This is a genomic window from Asaia sp. HumB, from assembly GCF_030263835.1.
GTDB lineage: Bacteria > Pseudomonadota > Alphaproteobacteria > Acetobacterales > Acetobacteraceae > Asaia > Asaia bogorensis.
The window spans coordinates 147,527-163,308 of the sequence record NZ_JARPML010000001.1 but is presented as its reverse complement, the minus strand read 5'-3'; the positions used below and the strand labels follow the sequence as shown (position 1 = coordinate 163,308).

Sequence of the window (15,782 nt, the reverse complement as noted above, 5' to 3'; positions counted from 1 at the left end):
TAGCGTATTCGGGTCAGAACCCAGGCTGCTTCAAAGGGTGAACCGGTACCCGAGCATGATCTCGTGCAGATACAGGTGCCCCTTGAGCTGTTCGTCCTGGAGTTGTCTCACATTGGAAAATACGTTCAACCCACTATGGACGTTGCCGAGATCGACAAATCTGTAGCCTAGGTCGATTGCGTGATGTTCTCCGAAATGACGGGTGACGCCTGCTCCCACATTATACATGACACTTGTGCTGTTATTGGGCGCAAACGTCCGCGTCGGGTTACCTTGCCATCCGGATGTGCGCAAAATCGCTGCGCCAACGCCGGCCATCACGTAAATCGAGGTTGATTTCGTCACCGCGATATCCCGGTACAGATTGATCGTGACACGCTGCTTCTTGTTTTTGAAATGATTCAGACTTGTCGGAAAAATCGAGGAGCCACTGGTGTATTCCGTGCTCCTGGGCAGAACGTATTCGGCCTCTACGCGCCAGGATTGTCCGATCCTGTCACCTACAGCAAACGATCCGCCGGGATATGAGGCAGTCTCTCGCCCGCTCACGTAGCGCCCCACGCCGGGGCGCAAACTCGTATCCATCGCTGAGATATGCTCGAATGAGCCGAGTAGACGCGCCGAGACGTAAACGGAATTCTCGCTGGCAGCACATGCTGTACCAGTAAGAAATACAGAAGCCAATGCCATAACAGGTATATATCGGAACATGTCTGACCTTTATGATTTTTACATAAGGTTTTATAAATATACATTAAATCTCGATTCACAAATGAAATTGTCGTGTGCGTTTATCTACCTTAAATGGCTTATTTACATCCACATTATACTTTTAGTTTAGTGTAGTGAACTTTTTATTTACCCGCGTCGGGCCTCAAGCCCGATATCGCCATGAATTCCTGACTGACAATGACAACGCAAGGCGCCTCAGGCGCCTTTTTTTGTGAGGATTACCCCCATGTCCGATTACGAGCAGGCCGCCCGAGATCTCAAGGCTGCGACCGACGAGGTAAGGCGTTTTGCCGAGACCTCGACAACCGAGCTACGCAATCTCGGCAAGGTCACGGAAGAAACCAGAGCCAGCGCCGACAAGGCCCTGGCTGAGATGAACGGGCTTTCGTCTCGCCTGACCGATCTGGAACAGTAAGCCGCCCGTCACCACGAACCGTCCAGGGACGCTACCCGGTCGCTTGGCGAAGAGTTCATGGCCAGCGATGCGGCACGCGACCTCAAATCCTCATTCCAGGGGCGGGTCAGGACCGAGATGGAACGAAAGGCGCTGACGACAGGGCCCGCCACCATGGGCGCCACGACGTCTGCCGGAACATCTCTCATCCCCGCAATGCGCCTGCCGGGTATCGATATGATCCGCCTGCCGCAACCCACCTTGCGCAGTCTCATTCCCTCCGGCGCGACCTCGTCACCCATCATCGAGTTCGTCCGGCAGAAGAGCTTTACCAACAAGGCCGCACCGGTCGCTGAAGGTGCGGCCAAGCCGTATTCGGATATGAGTTTCGAGCTCAGCCGGGCGAATGTCGCGGTCATCGCCCATCTGTTCAAGGCCTCGAAGCAGGCTCTCGACGATGCCCCCGAGCTCGTCTCGATCATCAATGCGCAGGGCGTCGCAGGGCTCGAACAGGTCGAGGAATACCAGTTCATGTACGGTGACGGGACGGGAGCGAATATCCTCGGTCTCATGAAGCAGGCGACCGCTTTTGCAGCACCAGCCGGCCTTACGGTCTCGGATGCCGCTCTCGATACGATCCGAATGGCCATGCTGCAGGCATCGCTCTCGCTCTACCCGGCAACTGGCATCGTCCTGCACGAGATCGACTGGTTTCGTATTACCTCCGTCAAGGACGGCATTGGCCGCTATGTCCTCGGTGACCCGCAATCCGTCGCGACTCGCTCCCTGTGGGGTCTGCCGGTTGTCGTCAGCAACACGATCCGACAGGGCGATTTTCTGGTGGGTGCCTTTGCCACCGGTGCGCAGATTTTCGACCGGCAGTCCGTCGCAGTCGAGGTGGCCACTGTGGGCGACGATTTCGAGAAAAACATGGTTACCGTTCGCATTGAGGAGCGCACCGGCCTCGTCGTTTATCGTCAACAATCCTTCATCACCGGCACCCTGCCGCCCGATGCGACAGCTGAAAAGAAATCCTGATCGGGAGCAGCTCATGACGCTCACCATTCTCGAAGCGCCAGACAAAAACCTTACCCTGGTCTCGCTCGACGCCCTGCGCGATCAGCTGGCGGGCGAGCCAGCCGGGCAGAACAATGACCCGGCCCTGAGCGAGTATCTGGCCCAAGCCACGGCGCTCGTGCAGGCCGCGCTGGGCCGTCCGGTTCTGGCGGGTCTGTATCGCCAGACCCTGCGCGTCGGGGATGGCGAGCGCAGGCTCTCGCTCGCTCTCACGGCCTCGCCTGTGGTCGAGATCGTCACCGTCACGCAGGATGGTTCCACCCTCGACCCCGGCCCCGAGGGCTGGAAGTGCGCGGCCTGGTCTGGCCTGCTTTATCCCTCTCACCTGCAGGGTGCATGGTGGTGGCCAGGGTGCTACCGCGTGACCTATCGGGGCGGCTGGATTGTGCCGGGCATGAAAGACGACCAGGGCGAGCCTCTAGCCCCGACCGTGCCAGCCGATATCCGCGCCGCCACACTCTCGACCGCCCGGGCCCTGTTCTTCACCGCTCAGCGCGGCGACCCACTCTTGCGTTCCGAGAGCGAGCAAGGCGTGGGGGATTGCAGCTGGGCCACGCCCGATGCAAGCCTCGGCGGTCTGCCCCCCGATGCGGCATCCATCCTCGCCCGCTATGCGCAGGCGGGTCTGTCATGAGCGTGGGCGCCAGCCGACGCAGGCGGCAAATCCTGCGTGCCGGGCGTTGCATGGTGCTGAGCCGGGCCGATCTGAGTGAAAGCCTGACTGTTCTGGGTTACGCCCCGCCACCTCAGGCCGCCCAGCTCGACGAAGGGGCTGGCAAAGCACCGTTCATCGCCCAGATCACCGCCGATGCAACCTCGCGCAGCGGTTATAGGCCCCGCCTGCGAGACACCCTGCGCGATGGGCCAAAAACCTACACCCTGACAGACGCCAGCCCGGTTTACGATCGGGGCACGCTGTGCGGCTGGACCCTGATCGCCTAGGGAGGTTCGTGATGCTGTCCGATACCGTCTGGAACGATGTCTTTGCCGGGGCCTCACGGGTGGCGGACCAGAAGTCTCTGCCGCTGGTCGACGTACTGATGCAGCCCGCGGAGGAGCGGCCCGATATCCACTGGCTCATGGAAACACAGACCAGTCGATCCGACAGGCTCGGTCTGGGCGAGAGTGCCATGGAAGAAGAAGACGAGATTGCGCTGCATCTGACCATGCGTGTGAGCAGGATCTCGACGCCTGACGCGCTGACCCTGTGCAAGACGATGAGCACCATGTTTCGCGCGCAAATGCGCGAGGATGCCCCTTGGCCTGACGGGCTATTTTACGACGGCCAAAGTCTCCATCCGTCCGATCCCGATGCAACGGGAAACTGCATCAGCATGAGTCTGATGATCCGATATCGCTATCAGGTTTACTTGCTCTGAGGTGGATTCACAAAAAAAATTAAACCAGCAATCTTTCGTAGCATTATCGTTATAATAACGATATGATAGTTCTCGGGTATGCGTTACCCAAACTCGGCCTAATTGAAAGAGGACTCAACGATGAATATCGCAGTGCTTGCAGCTGTCGCCTATGCTGCTTCAATCCATCCTCAAAGTCATTTGGTCAGCCCTGCAACAACCGAGTTTGTTTCGGTTAATTCACAGTCTTCTAATTTATCCGGAAATATAGTTCCCGACAGAATCGATGGCGCTAAGCTTGAGGCTGTCGCCTATGAAAGGCCGGCTCCTGTGCAGAGTTGCAGCTATTGCAGCGATGCTTTGGCATCTTTGGGTGAGAGAGGATCGGTATTTTACTGCATTACGCATAAGATTTTGACCTGCTGACGAACTCGCCTAGCTATAATAATTTCGTCGGCCGACGAAGAAAAGCCGCCTTACTTGGGCGGCTTTTTTAATGCGCGCAGCACAGCGACGGCGACCCGCGCACTTAAGCAGATCGCCGAAACCCGCCTTCTTCCCATCCGAAAGGTTCGCGATGAAATTCTATTCCCTCGTGGAGACCGCTGACAACAGCGGTCTTTTCGTGCTGACCGGTGCTGTCTTTGACGCATCCGGCGCGTCGATCGCCCTCGACAAGGTGGCGGCCAATGCCACCACCGGTCTGCGTGTGGCCGTGTCGCCCTATCGGGCCATGGGCGGCATTCCATCCCCCATCACGCCCTCGCGTGCTGAAGAGGGGGCAAGCTATGAGCTTCTGGTCGAACAGGAGGACGAGCCCGGCATATTCGCGTCTGACGGGCAGTATCTGACAAGTCAAAGCAGCGATGCCGCCCCGCTCGCACTCACCCTGCAGCTTTGCTATGGCCGCCGCGTCGCGCTCATGCGTCATCAGCCTGAAGATGGTTCCGGCGCGACGACACCTCTCGAAAAGACGTCATCGACCAACAATGCTTCGGGATCGACCGGCCCCAGCTCCGTTACCTCGGCGGGCTCCAGTTCGAATTCAGGGGCATCGGCCAACGCGGGCAGTGCCGTCAACTCCGGCGGTTCCTCTGCCACGCCTGCCGTGAAGGGAGCGTGACATGGCCTTTTCAGGTGCAACAGCAGGATTTCAGGCCGGGGTACAGGCCAATGACACCATTCTCGCCTACGCACGCGAGGTCACATATGGAGTAGCGCCGAGTGGCCCCTATCAGCGCCTGCGCCTGACCGGTGAGAGTTTCCGCAGACAGAATACGAGGCAGCGCCCTGAGGAAATCAATCCCAACTGGGAGGCCTCCCAGGCCGTCACGACACAGCAGGCCGTCGGCGGCACATTGTCCGGAGCCCTGTCATTCGGCTCTTATGACGTGCTTTTGGCCTGCGCATGTTCGGGCACGCAAAACGATCAATCCGTTTCCATCCCCGAGGGCGTGAAGATGGATCTCAGTGCCTTTTCCTGGACGGGCGGCAGGGTGGTCCTCGCAACCACAGGGCAGCAGATCTGGAACGTGCTGCCGTCGGTCGGTTTCGTACGTCTGCGCTCGCCTGTCGATAAGATCGATGCCATTTTCCCGTATGAGTCGCACGGCGATTTCCTCGATCCTGCCGATGGGGTTTTTACCACAGGCAAAGGTCTGCTCGATGCCGGGGCCTCTGTACAATGTCCACGCATCGTCAACGGTGCCACGTTCAACAGCCTCACCTTTATCGAGCAGCTGGGCGATGAGACGCTGGTGCGAACGGGCGGATTTGTAAAGCAGATCCAGATCTCGATTGCCCAGGGCCAGTTTGCGACGTTCTCTGCCGATCTCGATTTTCGCGACGAGCAGCGCGTGACGTCATCGCCTGCGAATGACCTTCTGCCGCCGACCGACAGTTTCGTCCTCGACCCGGTCAAGGGATGGGGATCGCTCTGGCTGGACCGCAAACGGGTCACGGCGCCGATCCGTCAGTTTCAGCTGACAATCACGCGCGACGGCGCAGGGCAGGATTTCGCCATGGGCAGCGTGGCAGCTGTCGGGCAGCGGCCCGGCAGTTTCATGGTGTCGGGCCAGATCCAGCTCTTTTTCCGTGACAGCGCCGAATACCAGAAATTCCAGGACGACTGGCAGGGAGCGGTTCAGGTTCTGCTCAAGGACAGAAAGGGTAATGGCTACGGCCTGACTTTCTATAACGCCTCGCTGCAGAACCCGCAGATCAATGCAGGATCGAAGAACAGCACGATCGTTGCGACCTTCGATATCGAGGGCAACCCGCGACCGGGGGGCGGCACCTTCGCCCTGAGCATTTTCCCGGCCTGATCGCCTGGTCTTCGCTCGCAACATCACAGGCGGTGCCCCCGCTCTGAAACGACCTATCTCAAAAAACAGGAAGAACAACGCAATGGCAAAACTCTCTGCCTTTTCCCGCGATGCTGGCCGTGTGCAGGAGGGCGAAACGATCGAGGTCAGGCCGCCCGGCAACACATTCCTCATCACCACACGCGGCTTCACGCCGCGTTATCGCGACGCGCTCTATATCCTCAAGAATACGGTGGCGAGCCGTCTCAACCGCGCATTGCAGCCGGGTGCCACGCGCTACACTGCCGAGAGCCTGCCGCCGACCGAAGATGACAGGGCACAGGGTCAGGCCATTGCCGAACATTGCGTGCTTGATGTGGATGGCCTGCAGAATGACGACGGCTCCGAAATCGGGATCGATGTCTTTCGCCAGCTGCTTGCAAGCGGTGAGCATCCGATGCTGATCGCCCTTGCCATATCGGCTGCAGCCAAGGTGGGCGAACAGCGCGCTGAAGATCATCGGGACGCGGTGGGAAACTGACAGCGGCGCTGGCCTGGGAACTCGAATACGGCCCATTCACGGGGCCTGAAGAGTTGCCAGCGATCCGCGAGGCCATACTCGCCAGCAAACCTGCCCTCCCACCCTCACTCGAACGCCCATGGCGTGGCTGGCATGATTTGCAACACGATCGCGCCTGGCTCACCGATCTGGTCGGGGCTGCCATAGGCAAGATCCGGGGCGTATCGCGCCCAGGCGGTATCTCCTGGCAGGCGCTGGCACGGTGGTGTGAGGCCAATGCGGTTTCGGAAGACGACCGGCCATGGATCGAGGACCAGATCCGCGCCATGGATAGCGTTTTCATGGCGTATCGAAACCGCAGGATCACCGAGGATATCGAACAGTTCATGAAGGGATGAACTATGGCGAGAGCCGCAACCTTCAGCCGGTCGCTAAGCCTTTTTGTTGATCGCAATCTTTCCCCCGATGCCCTGCGGGCCGAAATGGCAAGACGAGCCATTGCAGCGCGTGACGAGCTGATCGCACGCGGCGAGGCTCCGCCCAGCTGGCGGCGCTATGTGGACGGCAAAGCCGACGCGCCAGAAACAAGCGTGCGGCTGGATGGGGCCATTCTCTATCGCTTCAATCTCACGGGCGAGGCGGCAGAGGCAGCGCTTGCCCTGTGCCGGTCAACATCGCCCCGTGCGCAGCGGACGCTTTCGCGATGCCTGGGTGCTGATCTGCGATGACAAGCCCTGGAAACAGCCGCTCAAGGATCTGCCCGCTGACAGCACGATCCTGATCGTCAATCCGCTGCCTTATGCCCGCAAGATCGAGACCGGGGCGCTTGAGCCGCGCATACGATGCAATCAGATCGAGCGCGTGCGGCAAACCCTCATGCGGCGCTTTCCAACACTCATTTTCGGCAAGATTTTCGTGCGCCTGGGCAGCGGCATCGCACCCTCTGCCCCCTACATCCTGCGCGGCGCCTCGGGCGAGCGCAGGACACGGGCTGGCACGATCATGACCTATCCGGCTATCGAAATTAAGAAGCTATGACCAAGTTCCATTGCGTGACCGATTGTCGAAGAAAATTCTTTGGCAGTCGCAAAGAATAACACACCCTTCCAAATTCTATCTTTACTAGCAAGTTTTTGGCCCAGAGCGGAGGAGTTCTATCAAAAAATCTATATCGATTCGCCGAGAACATTAGAATAACATAGAATACACCAAAATAAACAGAGCACATAGCTAAGAATATTAAATAACTTATGTTTCGGAAGTATATCGTATCATGGATAGGATCGAATGATGCCAGGACAAACAGAGTATAGACAAGGCTTAGATATATAATTTTTTTACCTTGTTTCCAGAAAAGATTTTTGAATTTTTTTCAAGGCTAGATCCAATATCATAAAATATTGATATAAAGCATACTACAGACGATATACATAGCAGAATACTATAGCAAAAATTCATACTATCATTCCTGTCATCAATGCAATATATCATCTTACATAATACATAACATATTTGTTTATCAACGTTTCGGTTTCGATCCAACGATATGCTTTTGCATTTCTGGAGCCTTACGATGCCCACCACGATCTCCGAGCTTTACATTGCTTTTGCGAGCAATCTGGCCAAGGCGCAGGAAGATGCGCAATCCCTGACCAGGCTTGGCGATGCGGCAGAGGTGGCCGATACGAAGGTGACCAGGCTGGGCCGTTCCGGGGCCTCGGTCGCGCGGCAGTTCGATGAAACGACGCGGGCCGAGGCCAAGCTGAGCAGCGAAATCCGACAGCGCACGGCCAATATCGAGGCGCTGCAGAAGTCGCTCGCTGCCGGCGAGATCACACAGGAGCAATATGCAGGGTCGCTGGCTGGTATCGCCAAATCAGCCGCAGCACAGAAAGAGAAATTCGACGCGGCGACGGGAGCCAGCAAGCAACACACTGTCGCCCTGGCCGAGGGCGCAGAAGCCGCCAAACTGTCGAGCTACCAGATCGGCATCCTGGCCGGTGAGGCGCATAAATTCGCTGACCAGGTGCTGGCCGGTGGCGGGGCCATGAAGGCCGCGTTCTACCAGGTGCCGAACATGGTCACGGTCATGGGCGGTTTCGGCAAGGCCACGCAGATCGTGACCGGCCTGCTCATGGGCCCTGCCGGTCTGGCGCTCGCAGCCGTCGCTGCCGGTGCGGCCATCTACAAGATGGGCAGCGCCGCCAACACCGAGGAATCGCACCTTGCGGCCCTCGGTCAGACCCTTCGCGCCACGCGCAGCGATTACGCGGCTATGGCCGGGGCTGCCGAGGACGCGGCACGGCGCATCGCTGGCAAGAGCGGCTTGTCACTGACCGATAGCCGCGCCGTCACCACCACCTTTGCCGCCATGCCCTCGACCAGTGGCAGCAGCCTCGATGCGCTGGCCATGACAGCGCGTAACCTCGCCACCGTGCTCGGCAAGGACGTGCCGGAGGCGGCGAAAGACATGGCCGCTGCCTTCGATGACCCGGCAAAAGCCGCCGAGGATTTCGCACAGAAAGGCCTGCTCGGTGTCCATGAAGGCCTGGTGCAGCACATACGCGATTTGCAGAACAGCGGCGATCGTATGGGGGCCTGGTCCCTGCTCATGGGGCAGATCGGCAAGGCCACGGCCAACGCGGCCGATCAGGGCGTAACGCCGCTGCATCGCGCCCTGCACGACATGAGCACATCTCTGCATGAGGGGCTCGCCCCGCTCGGGCAGTTCGTGGACGGGATCGGCAATGGCATCATGGCCGGTGCTCTCAAGGGCGTGCAGGGCATCCAGTATCTGCTCGACAAGACCAGGGAGGTGCGTGACTGGGAGTGGGCGCAGCTGGACAAGATCCCGGCCGTTCACAACTACCTGCAGCAACGCGAGGTCGCGGCCTCCGATGTCGCAGGGGTGGGCAAGACCATCGACAAGGTGGGGGCCAGTCTCGGCGCAAGCTCGGACGTGCTCGCACTTGCCCATCGCATCCAGCCGATCGAAAGCGCAACGGGCCAGTACGATGCCAGCGGAAAAGTCGTGCAATCCTCTGCCGGTGCGCTGGGCGCGATGCAGATCATGCCGGGCAGCGCCAATGGCAATGATCTGCACACGACCACGGGCAACGTCACGGCAGGCGTACAGCTGCTCATGCGGCTCTACACCAAGTATGACGGCAATCAGGCGCTTGTCGCTATGGCCTATAACTGGGGTGAAGGAAACGTCGATCGGTACCTTTCAGGCAAGATCGCCAGCCCGCCTGCCAGTGTCGCGGTCTATGTCCAGAAGGCCACGGGCGGTGAGGTGTATGGTGCCCAGGCAATCGCATCACGTCAGGGCCGGGTCGACGATCAGCTGCGCGGCAGTGATGGCAGCACGGCGGCGCAGATCCGCGAGCATGAGCAGGCCATCACGGCCCTGACCGCGGCGCAGAAGGCTCTGAATGACCTGCATACCGCAGGCAAGGTGTCGGATGCCGATTACGCCGCGCAAACAGGCGTGCTGACGGACAAGATCAACGTGCAACGCGGTGCGCTCAACGAATTGCGCGATCCGATCGAGACCATCGCGCATCAGCAAAAGCTGGCAGCGCAAAGCGCCGAGACCTACTCGGCCGCCGAGGCCGCAATGGTGCAGGTACATCAGCAGGTCGAGGAAGCAGCGCGGCGTATGGGCCAGGCGCACGCGACCGCCACCCAGCTGGCGGAAGCCGAGGCCAGGCAACAGGAAATCCTGACGGGGCAGTTCAATCAGTCCGTTGCGGCCATCAATGAGCACACCCAGGCCGAGCAGGATATGCTGGCGGGCTATGACGCCTCGAAAGGCTCGCTCACGCAGTACCAGCAGGCGATGGAGGCCGCCGAGAAAGTGCGGGCCACCTCGATCGACGGCACGGCCGAACAGGCGCGCCAGCTTAATGTCCTGACCGGTGCTATGAAATCGGCCGCGGCCTCGCAGGTCGATATGGCCAATGCGGGCAAGCTCTATGGGCAGTCGCTGGATCTGGAAGTCATCAAGACGCAGACCGCGGCGATCGGGCAGAACAGCGATGCGGTCTCGGTGCAGATTGCGGTGATGAAAGAGCGCAACCGCATTCTTGAAGCGGGCGGCGATATCAACTCGAAAACAAGCCAAGCCTATCTCGACAATGTGGCAGCCATCCAGATGGCAACCAATGCCTATCAGCATCAGAAATCGGCGCTCGATGATCTGACAGGGAGCCTGAGCAGCATGTTCGACACGCTGACGAACAGCGTCACGCAGGCTTTCGTGCAGAGCGGCAAGGGTGCGGTCGATTTCGGCTCGGTCCTGTCCGGCCTGCAAACGCAGATCGTCGGGCTGGTGGCCAAGATGGCGCTGATCAACCCGGCCCTGAACGCGCTGGATGGCGGCTCACGCAACACGTTTACAAGCCTTTCTGATGCGCTGGCCTCGGGTGGATCGGTCGGCAACAAGGCGGCCAGTGTCTCGATTAGCGGGGCCGGTACGCCCTCATCCAGCGTATCGAGTTCGAGCAGCTGGCTTTCGGGCGCGATGGGTACAAAGCTGTTCGCCACGGCCACGATCGGCAACACCCTGGCCGGTATCGGGGGCGGGTTTGGAATTGGCTCGGCGCTCGGCAATGTCGGCGGCGGGACGTATGGCACAATCGGTTCGGGCGTGGGCGCGGCTTTGGGTGCAGGCCTTGGGTCGATCATCCCCGGCGTGGGTACGCTGATCGGCGGCATTGCCGGCGGTGGCCTTGGCGGCCTCCTGGGCGGTCTGTTTGGGCACAAGAAAAAAAAATCCCTACACGATCGACCAGGTGGTAATGGAGGGCGATCAGCTGAGCATGGGGCAAAGCTGGAACCAGAAGCAGACCGACACCATCACGGCGCAACTCAAAGCCGATATGGCCAGCGTCAACGCCACCATGAAAAGCCTCGGACTGAAGGCTGAAAATCTCTGTCTCGGCACGGTACGCGATGACCCGAACAACAAGGATCCGTCGCAACGTTCTGTCAGCCTGACCGATTTGCTGGGCAAGCTGCAGCTGCGCAGCGATGACAGCGCCACATTCAGCCAGGCGCTGTCGCAGGGGATGCCCGCGAGTTTCGACAGCGTGGCCTCATTCCAAAGCGCGGTAACGCAGCTGAAAAGCATGGCCGACACGGTGGATGCGCTCGGCGTGGTAGTGTCGAAATTCAACAGTGACGGCACCGTGACCGTCTCGGGCTTTACCGAGGCCACGGGCGATCTGCGCACGGCGCTGGATACCATGCTCAACGGCAAGACACTCGCGACAAGCGATCTGCAATCGCAGGTGGCGACGATTACCGAGTTTGTGTCCAACACCATGCCCAATCTCATGAAAGCCACGGTGAACGGGCAGCAAAGCTGGATCGAGCAGATGGAGGCGCTGAAGAAAACCTATGAGGCTGCCGCAACGCAGGCGAACAGCTACGGGCTCGACGGTAACGCGCTGAATGACAAATTCGGCACGCTCTATAAACAAGGCTATGCGAAGAACATGCAAAGCCTGGCCGAAAGCGCCGAAGGTTTCCGGGTGCGGTATCTCACCGCGACCGGCGATGATCAGGGCGCGGCACTCATGAGTTTCAATCTGTCGGCAACCCAACAGAAACGCCAGCTTGCCGATAGCTGGCGCGATTTCCTGGGGGACGCCTACAGTTCGAACCAGACCTATCTGCAACAGGCATCGGATCTGGAAAAGACGCTGGGGGCCGAGCGTCTGGCCATTCAGAAGCAATATGCGGACAAGGCAGCGGACGCCGCCAAATAGGCAGCCGACGCTGCCGCAGCCCAGGCCAAACAGGACGCCGAAGCCGCGAAACAAGCCCACGACCAGGCGGCCAGTTCCGCCGCCTCGGTCATCAGCTCGCTTGTCGATTTCACGCGTGGTCTGAGCACGTCAAGCGCCTCTCCGCTTTCGGCGGAAGCGCAATACAGGGCCGCAAACGACAATTTCCAGAGCACGCTTGCGGCGGCGCGTGCGGGTGATTTCAACGCGCTTTCCCATGTGCAGGGCGATGCGCAAACCCTGCTTTCCTCGGGTCAGGCCGTTTATGGGTCGGGCACGGAATATGCCCGTGTTTACGAGCAGGTCATGGCGGCCATGCGCGAGATCGGCACGCGCTCGCCCGAGGCACTGACGCAGGCGGCACTGAACCAGACACGCGACAACACCGCCAGTCTGGTCGATCTTTTGCATCAGCTGATTGCCGCGACCGAGGCCAACGGCATCACCCTGCGCGATACCGCCAACGCCGCAAAGCAGAGCGTGGCCGAGCAGCGGCAGGCGGCCTTGCGCAAGGCAAGCTAGGCCATGCGGTCATATGGCCCGGCCTCATGGGTCATATGACCGATCATCGAACAGGAGGCGTCATGACGGGCCAGCTTTTCCATGCGGTTGAGATCACAGTCACCGTGCCGGACGAGTCACCCATTCCCGTGCCCGCCCGTGGCTGGGGCACTGCGCCTTGGGGAGCACTGACCCAGCGCCCGGAATTGCTGGAAACCACCGAAATCCTGCGCTTTTCCGATGTGGGCTATGTCAGCGACAGTCACGGGGCGTGGCCCCCTCTGGTGCAACAGGCCTACAGCCTGGATCGTCGGCTCGATCTGCGCCCGGATGCGCAGGCAGGCGGCGAAAGCTGGGGCTCGCTTATTCTCTCGAACCCGAACGGGATCATGGATCGGATCATCGCAACCCGCGTGGTCGATCACATGCCCATACGCGTGCGCCATGGCTGGCGGGGGCGCGATGCAATCCGGGGTTGTGCAATCGACCCGCCCGAGGCGGCGTTACAACCCGCCTTTGCCGGGCTGGGCCGCTCATGGCAACCCGACCGGCAGAGTGTGGAAATTGCGCTCACCGATGCCACGGCCTGGCTCGATGCCCCGGCGCAGGGCCTGCCTTATGACGGGCGGGGCGGTCGTCACGGCGGGGCCGATCTAGCGGGGCATTATCCCCCCAAATTGCGCGGTCGGGCTTTCAACCTCACACCGGTTGCCGTCGATACCATCGAGCTGGTTTATCAGGTGAGCGATGCACCGGGCACCATCGAGGCGCTTTATGAAGGCGGCGCGTCAGGCGGCATCGTCTTTGCCGGACAGGTGGCGGATGTATTCGCGACCGATCCGCCCCCCGGTCATTATGTGGTGCAATCCGATGCGTCGGGCCTGTGGTTTCGCCTCGGCACACGGCCTGTCTGGGCCATCACGCTCGATGCCACCGGTGCCCTGCCGGATGGCACGACACCGGGCGGGCTTCTCGCGCTTTTGCGTGGCGTGCTGCTTCAGGATTGCCAGCTTGCACCGGGTCTGTTCGATCCTGCCTGGCTCAATGCCGAACAGGCCATGACCTGGCCGGGCGGGTGGTACTGGGATGGCAGCGCCCGCGTGACCGGGCGCGATGTGGCCGACACCCTGCTTTCAGGGCTGGGGGTGCGGCTTGTGGCCTCACGTTCAGGCACGCTGCGCCCCGTGGCGGTGCGTGCCCCCGAAGGCAATGCCGTGGCGCATTTCGGGCCGCATAACCTGATCACCGTGGCCCCTGTGGCGCTCGATGACATGCTGGACCCGCCGCCAGCACGCTGGCGGGTGGGTTATGCCCATGCCCAGACCGTGCAGGCCGCAGGTTCGGGGCTGAGCCCGCTTGTGACACCCGAACGTCAGGCGTTCATCGGACAGGCCGACCGGCTGGCAAGCTGGGCCTCACCGGATCTGCGCAGGCGCTACCGCTTGCCCAACGACCCGCCCGCCCTGATCACGGCCCTGACCGACGAGCAGGACGCGGTGAAGGTGGCGACCCTGCACGCCGTCCTCTGGGCCAGCACGCGCCGACTGCGTGCGCTCACCGTGCCGGTCGATCTGGGTTACGCCGTCGATCTGGGCGATCACGTCACCCTGACCCTGCCAGAGCATCCAGACCGCACGCTTTCCGGCCTGGTGGTGGGCGAGCAGCTGCGCCCCGGAGAGGCAACAATCACCCTGCAAGTTCTCGTGGGGGATCAGCGATAGGCTGATTGGGCTAGATGCTGTTCCGAAGTGACGCAATATGACACAGGTTGTTCGGTCTCTTGCCAGTCTAAGGCTCGTTGCGTTTCATGTTGTCGCACAATCCAGCTTTTTGAACAGGAAAGCCATGACCATTCCATCTCTCTCAGCCTTGCGCCGTTCACTTCTCAGTTTTGTCATGGCGGGTGCAGTCACAAGCGTATCGGCGGCCTGCGCTCAGAGCGTAACGACACTGGGTGGGGTGAATACATCGTTCCATCTGTTCGGATCGCATGACGTGCAGGTGTCATCCTTTACTGATCCGGATCTTCCTGTGACGTGCTATCTCTCACGGGCCCAGACCGGTGGGATCAAGGGTGCAGTTGGGATTGTCAAAAATCCGACGCGCTTTTCCCTATCCTGCGTGAAAAGCGGTGGGGTGCCGACCGATATCACCAAACTGCCCAAACAGCAGAACATCACGAAGCTGCGTAACTCTTTCCTGTTTACAAACCTCGTCATCACCCGGATGATCGATCAGGAACACAGTGCCGTCGTCTATCTCGTGACCAGTCAGGGCCTCATCGACGGCTCGCCTGCAAACGCGATCTCGGCCGTATCCTGGTAAAAACCGGTTAATCCCGACGCGAGGCAAGCCAACCCGGCTCGATGGCGAGCAAGCAGTTACACCCCGATGAACCAACGATCGCCCGGCAGGTGCTGGTGGGGGATAGTATGAGGCGCTCCTGCCGGCCTGACCTGCAGACACGCGCCGTCTGCCACTACGATGGAAAGGAACCGCCCGGTGCAAAAGGTCTTACTCGTTCTCACGGCGCTTCTCTTGTCCATAATTCCGCAGGCTACGCTAGCAAATGCTGCAGCAACGCCTGCGCTCTATCTTATGCAGCGTGGCTATGTGCCCGAACATACACCAACTTACCGCCAGATCACCGCACAAGCCTGTCGGATTACCCTCGATCATGCTCATATGGTGGCTCTTAGTGACCTGATCCATCCTGTAATGGAGGGCGCAGCGCTTCCAGGTGGTGATGACGGTCATTCCAGATCGTTGCCGGTCATGGTCCTGTCTCAGGGTGACGACAAACCGGACTGGGTCGCCTACCGATCACGAACACGACGGAATGAGATTATCTGGGAGACAGTCGGCACCCCAGCCCATCGGGTAGGGATTTCCAATGAGACTCATCTTTATGAGGAAACAGACCGGATTTTCTCAGATCTGACCTTACCACGCCGTGCAAGTGCAATGTGCGGCCTCATAAAATGGCATTTGCAGCACAGGGAAGGCCTCTTCCAAACCAATTGAGGTCATCTCGCTTGCTTCCCGCTCAAGCCGCCCAACCGGGCGGCTTTTTCTTTGCCCGCCTCCCCGTTCAACAGGACAGAT

General features: G+C 60.0%; 18 protein-coding genes. 17 read left to right on the top strand and 1 reads right to left on the bottom strand.

Features of this window, described 5'->3' with window-relative positions:
- Positions 1-30: 30 nt before the first annotated feature.
- Positions 31-690 carry an outer membrane protein gene (locus P5689_RS00830; RefSeq protein WP_023979458.1) on the bottom strand — a complete coding sequence of 220 codons (660 nt, stop codon included), beginning with the start codon at positions 688-690 and terminating at the stop codon, positions 31-33.
- Positions 691-958: 268 nt separating this feature from the next.
- Here P5689_RS00830 and P5689_RS00825 point away from each other — a divergent pair, with 268 nt between their 5' ends.
- The 17 genes from P5689_RS00825 (at position 959) to P5689_RS00745 (ending at position 15,701) form a co-directional block, all read left to right on the top strand.
- Complete coding sequence (locus P5689_RS00825; protein ID WP_023979459.1) at positions 959-1,147, top strand: hypothetical protein; 189 nt, start codon at positions 959-961, stop codon at positions 1,145-1,147.
- A gap of 57 nt (positions 1,148-1,204) precedes the next feature.
- Positions 1,205-2,164: a phage major capsid protein gene (locus P5689_RS00820; RefSeq protein ID WP_081866814.1), complete on the top strand. Its 960-nt coding sequence runs from the start codon at positions 1,205-1,207 to the stop codon at positions 2,162-2,164.
- A 13-nt stretch (positions 2,165-2,177) separates the two neighbouring features.
- Positions 2,178-2,837 carry a hypothetical protein gene (locus P5689_RS00815; RefSeq protein WP_285531721.1) on the top strand — a complete coding sequence of 220 codons (660 nt, stop codon included), beginning with the start codon at positions 2,178-2,180 and terminating at the stop codon, positions 2,835-2,837.
- On the top strand, positions 2,834-3,145 hold the full coding sequence (locus P5689_RS00810; protein ID WP_285531720.1) for a hypothetical protein: 312 nt from the start codon (positions 2,834-2,836) through the stop codon (positions 3,143-3,145). Before P5689_RS00815 ends, P5689_RS00810 begins: the two co-directional genes overlap by 4 nt.
- A gap of 11 nt (positions 3,146-3,156) precedes the next feature.
- Positions 3,157-3,582 (top strand): hypothetical protein, encoded by a 426-nt coding sequence (locus P5689_RS00805; protein WP_285531719.1) that lies wholly within the window; start codon positions 3,157-3,159, stop codon positions 3,580-3,582.
- Positions 3,583-3,702: 120 nt separating this feature from the next.
- Entirely contained in the window at positions 3,703-3,987 is a 285-nt protein-coding gene (locus P5689_RS00800) for a hypothetical protein (protein ID WP_152530251.1), read from the top strand.
- A gap of 151 nt (positions 3,988-4,138) precedes the next feature.
- On the top strand, positions 4,139-4,684 hold the full coding sequence (locus P5689_RS00795; protein WP_285531718.1) for a hypothetical protein: 546 nt from the start codon (positions 4,139-4,141) through the stop codon (positions 4,682-4,684).
- 1 nt (position 4,685) lies between these two features.
- Positions 4,686-5,885: a phage tail tube protein gene (locus P5689_RS00790; RefSeq protein ID WP_285531717.1), complete on the top strand. Its 1,200-nt coding sequence runs from the start codon at positions 4,686-4,688 to the stop codon at positions 5,883-5,885.
- A gap of 82 nt (positions 5,886-5,967) precedes the next feature.
- Complete coding sequence (locus tag P5689_RS00785) at positions 5,968-6,405, top strand: hypothetical protein (RefSeq protein WP_285531716.1); 438 nt, start codon at positions 5,968-5,970, stop codon at positions 6,403-6,405.
- A 53-nt stretch (positions 6,406-6,458) separates the two neighbouring features.
- Positions 6,459-6,782, top strand: coding sequence for a hypothetical protein (locus P5689_RS00780; protein ID WP_285531715.1), 324 nt, complete (start codon positions 6,459-6,461; stop codon positions 6,780-6,782).
- 3 nt (positions 6,783-6,785) lie between these two features.
- On the top strand, positions 6,786-7,112 hold the full coding sequence (locus P5689_RS00775; protein WP_285531714.1) for a hypothetical protein: 327 nt from the start codon (positions 6,786-6,788) through the stop codon (positions 7,110-7,112).
- Positions 7,066-7,422: a hypothetical protein gene (locus P5689_RS00770; protein WP_285531712.1), complete on the top strand. Its 357-nt coding sequence runs from the start codon at positions 7,066-7,068 to the stop codon at positions 7,420-7,422. The genes P5689_RS00775 and P5689_RS00770 overlap by 47 nt, the downstream gene beginning before the upstream one ends.
- Before the next feature lie 535 nt (positions 7,423-7,957).
- Positions 7,958-11,314 carry a phage tail length tape measure family protein gene (locus P5689_RS00765; RefSeq protein ID WP_285531711.1) on the top strand — a complete coding sequence of 1,119 codons (3,357 nt, stop codon included), beginning with the start codon at positions 7,958-7,960 and terminating at the stop codon, positions 11,312-11,314.
- Between the two features lie 1,081 nt (positions 11,315-12,395).
- Positions 12,396-12,698 carry a hypothetical protein gene (locus P5689_RS00760; RefSeq protein ID WP_285531710.1) on the top strand — a complete coding sequence of 101 codons (303 nt, stop codon included), beginning with the start codon at positions 12,396-12,398 and terminating at the stop codon, positions 12,696-12,698.
- 62 nt (positions 12,699-12,760) lie between these two features.
- Positions 12,761-14,398 (top strand): hypothetical protein, encoded by a 1,638-nt coding sequence (locus tag P5689_RS00755; RefSeq protein ID WP_285531709.1) that lies wholly within the window; start codon positions 12,761-12,763, stop codon positions 14,396-14,398.
- Positions 14,399-14,522: 124 nt separating this feature from the next.
- On the top strand, positions 14,523-15,002 hold the full coding sequence (locus P5689_RS00750; RefSeq protein WP_285531707.1) for a CreA family protein: 480 nt from the start codon (positions 14,523-14,525) through the stop codon (positions 15,000-15,002).
- A 177-nt stretch (positions 15,003-15,179) separates the two neighbouring features.
- On the top strand, positions 15,180-15,701 hold the full coding sequence (locus P5689_RS00745; RefSeq protein ID WP_285531704.1) for a hypothetical protein: 522 nt from the start codon (positions 15,180-15,182) through the stop codon (positions 15,699-15,701).
- Positions 15,702-15,782 lie beyond the last annotated feature (81 nt).

Excerpts from the sequence above, each read along its gene's own strand:
- P5689_RS00800 (WP_152530251.1), top strand. The coding sequence starts at position 3,703 with ATGAATATCGCAGTGCTTGCAGCTGTCGCCTATGCTGCTTCAATCCAT.
- P5689_RS00795 (WP_285531718.1), top strand. The coding sequence starts at position 4,139 with ATGAAATTCTATTCCCTCGTGGAGACCGCTGACAACAGCGGTCTTTTC.
- P5689_RS00825 (WP_023979459.1), top strand. The coding sequence starts at position 959 with ATGTCCGATTACGAGCAGGCCGCCCGAGATCTCAAGGCTGCGACCGAC.
- P5689_RS00805 (WP_285531719.1), top strand. The coding sequence starts at position 3,157 with ATGCTGTCCGATACCGTCTGGAACGATGTCTTTGCCGGGGCCTCACGG.
- P5689_RS00810 (WP_285531720.1), top strand. The coding sequence starts at position 2,834 with ATGAGCGTGGGCGCCAGCCGACGCAGGCGGCAAATCCTGCGTGCCGGG.
- P5689_RS00750 (WP_285531707.1), top strand. The coding sequence starts at position 14,523 with ATGACCATTCCATCTCTCTCAGCCTTGCGCCGTTCACTTCTCAGTTTT.
- P5689_RS00820 (WP_081866814.1), top strand. The coding sequence starts at position 1,205 with ATGGCCAGCGATGCGGCACGCGACCTCAAATCCTCATTCCAGGGGCGG.
- P5689_RS00790 (WP_285531717.1), top strand. The coding sequence starts at position 4,686 with ATGGCCTTTTCAGGTGCAACAGCAGGATTTCAGGCCGGGGTACAGGCC.
- P5689_RS00755 (WP_285531709.1), top strand. The coding sequence starts at position 12,761 with ATGACGGGCCAGCTTTTCCATGCGGTTGAGATCACAGTCACCGTGCCG.
- P5689_RS00775 (WP_285531714.1), top strand. The coding sequence starts at position 6,786 with ATGGCGAGAGCCGCAACCTTCAGCCGGTCGCTAAGCCTTTTTGTTGAT.
- P5689_RS00765 (WP_285531711.1), top strand. The coding sequence starts at position 7,958 with ATGCCCACCACGATCTCCGAGCTTTACATTGCTTTTGCGAGCAATCTG.
- P5689_RS00785 (WP_285531716.1), top strand. The coding sequence starts at position 5,968 with ATGGCAAAACTCTCTGCCTTTTCCCGCGATGCTGGCCGTGTGCAGGAG.
- P5689_RS00830 (WP_023979458.1), bottom strand. The coding sequence starts at position 690 with ATGGCATTGGCTTCTGTATTTCTTACTGGTACAGCATGTGCTGCCAGC.
- P5689_RS00815 (WP_285531721.1), top strand. The coding sequence starts at position 2,178 with ATGACGCTCACCATTCTCGAAGCGCCAGACAAAAACCTTACCCTGGTC.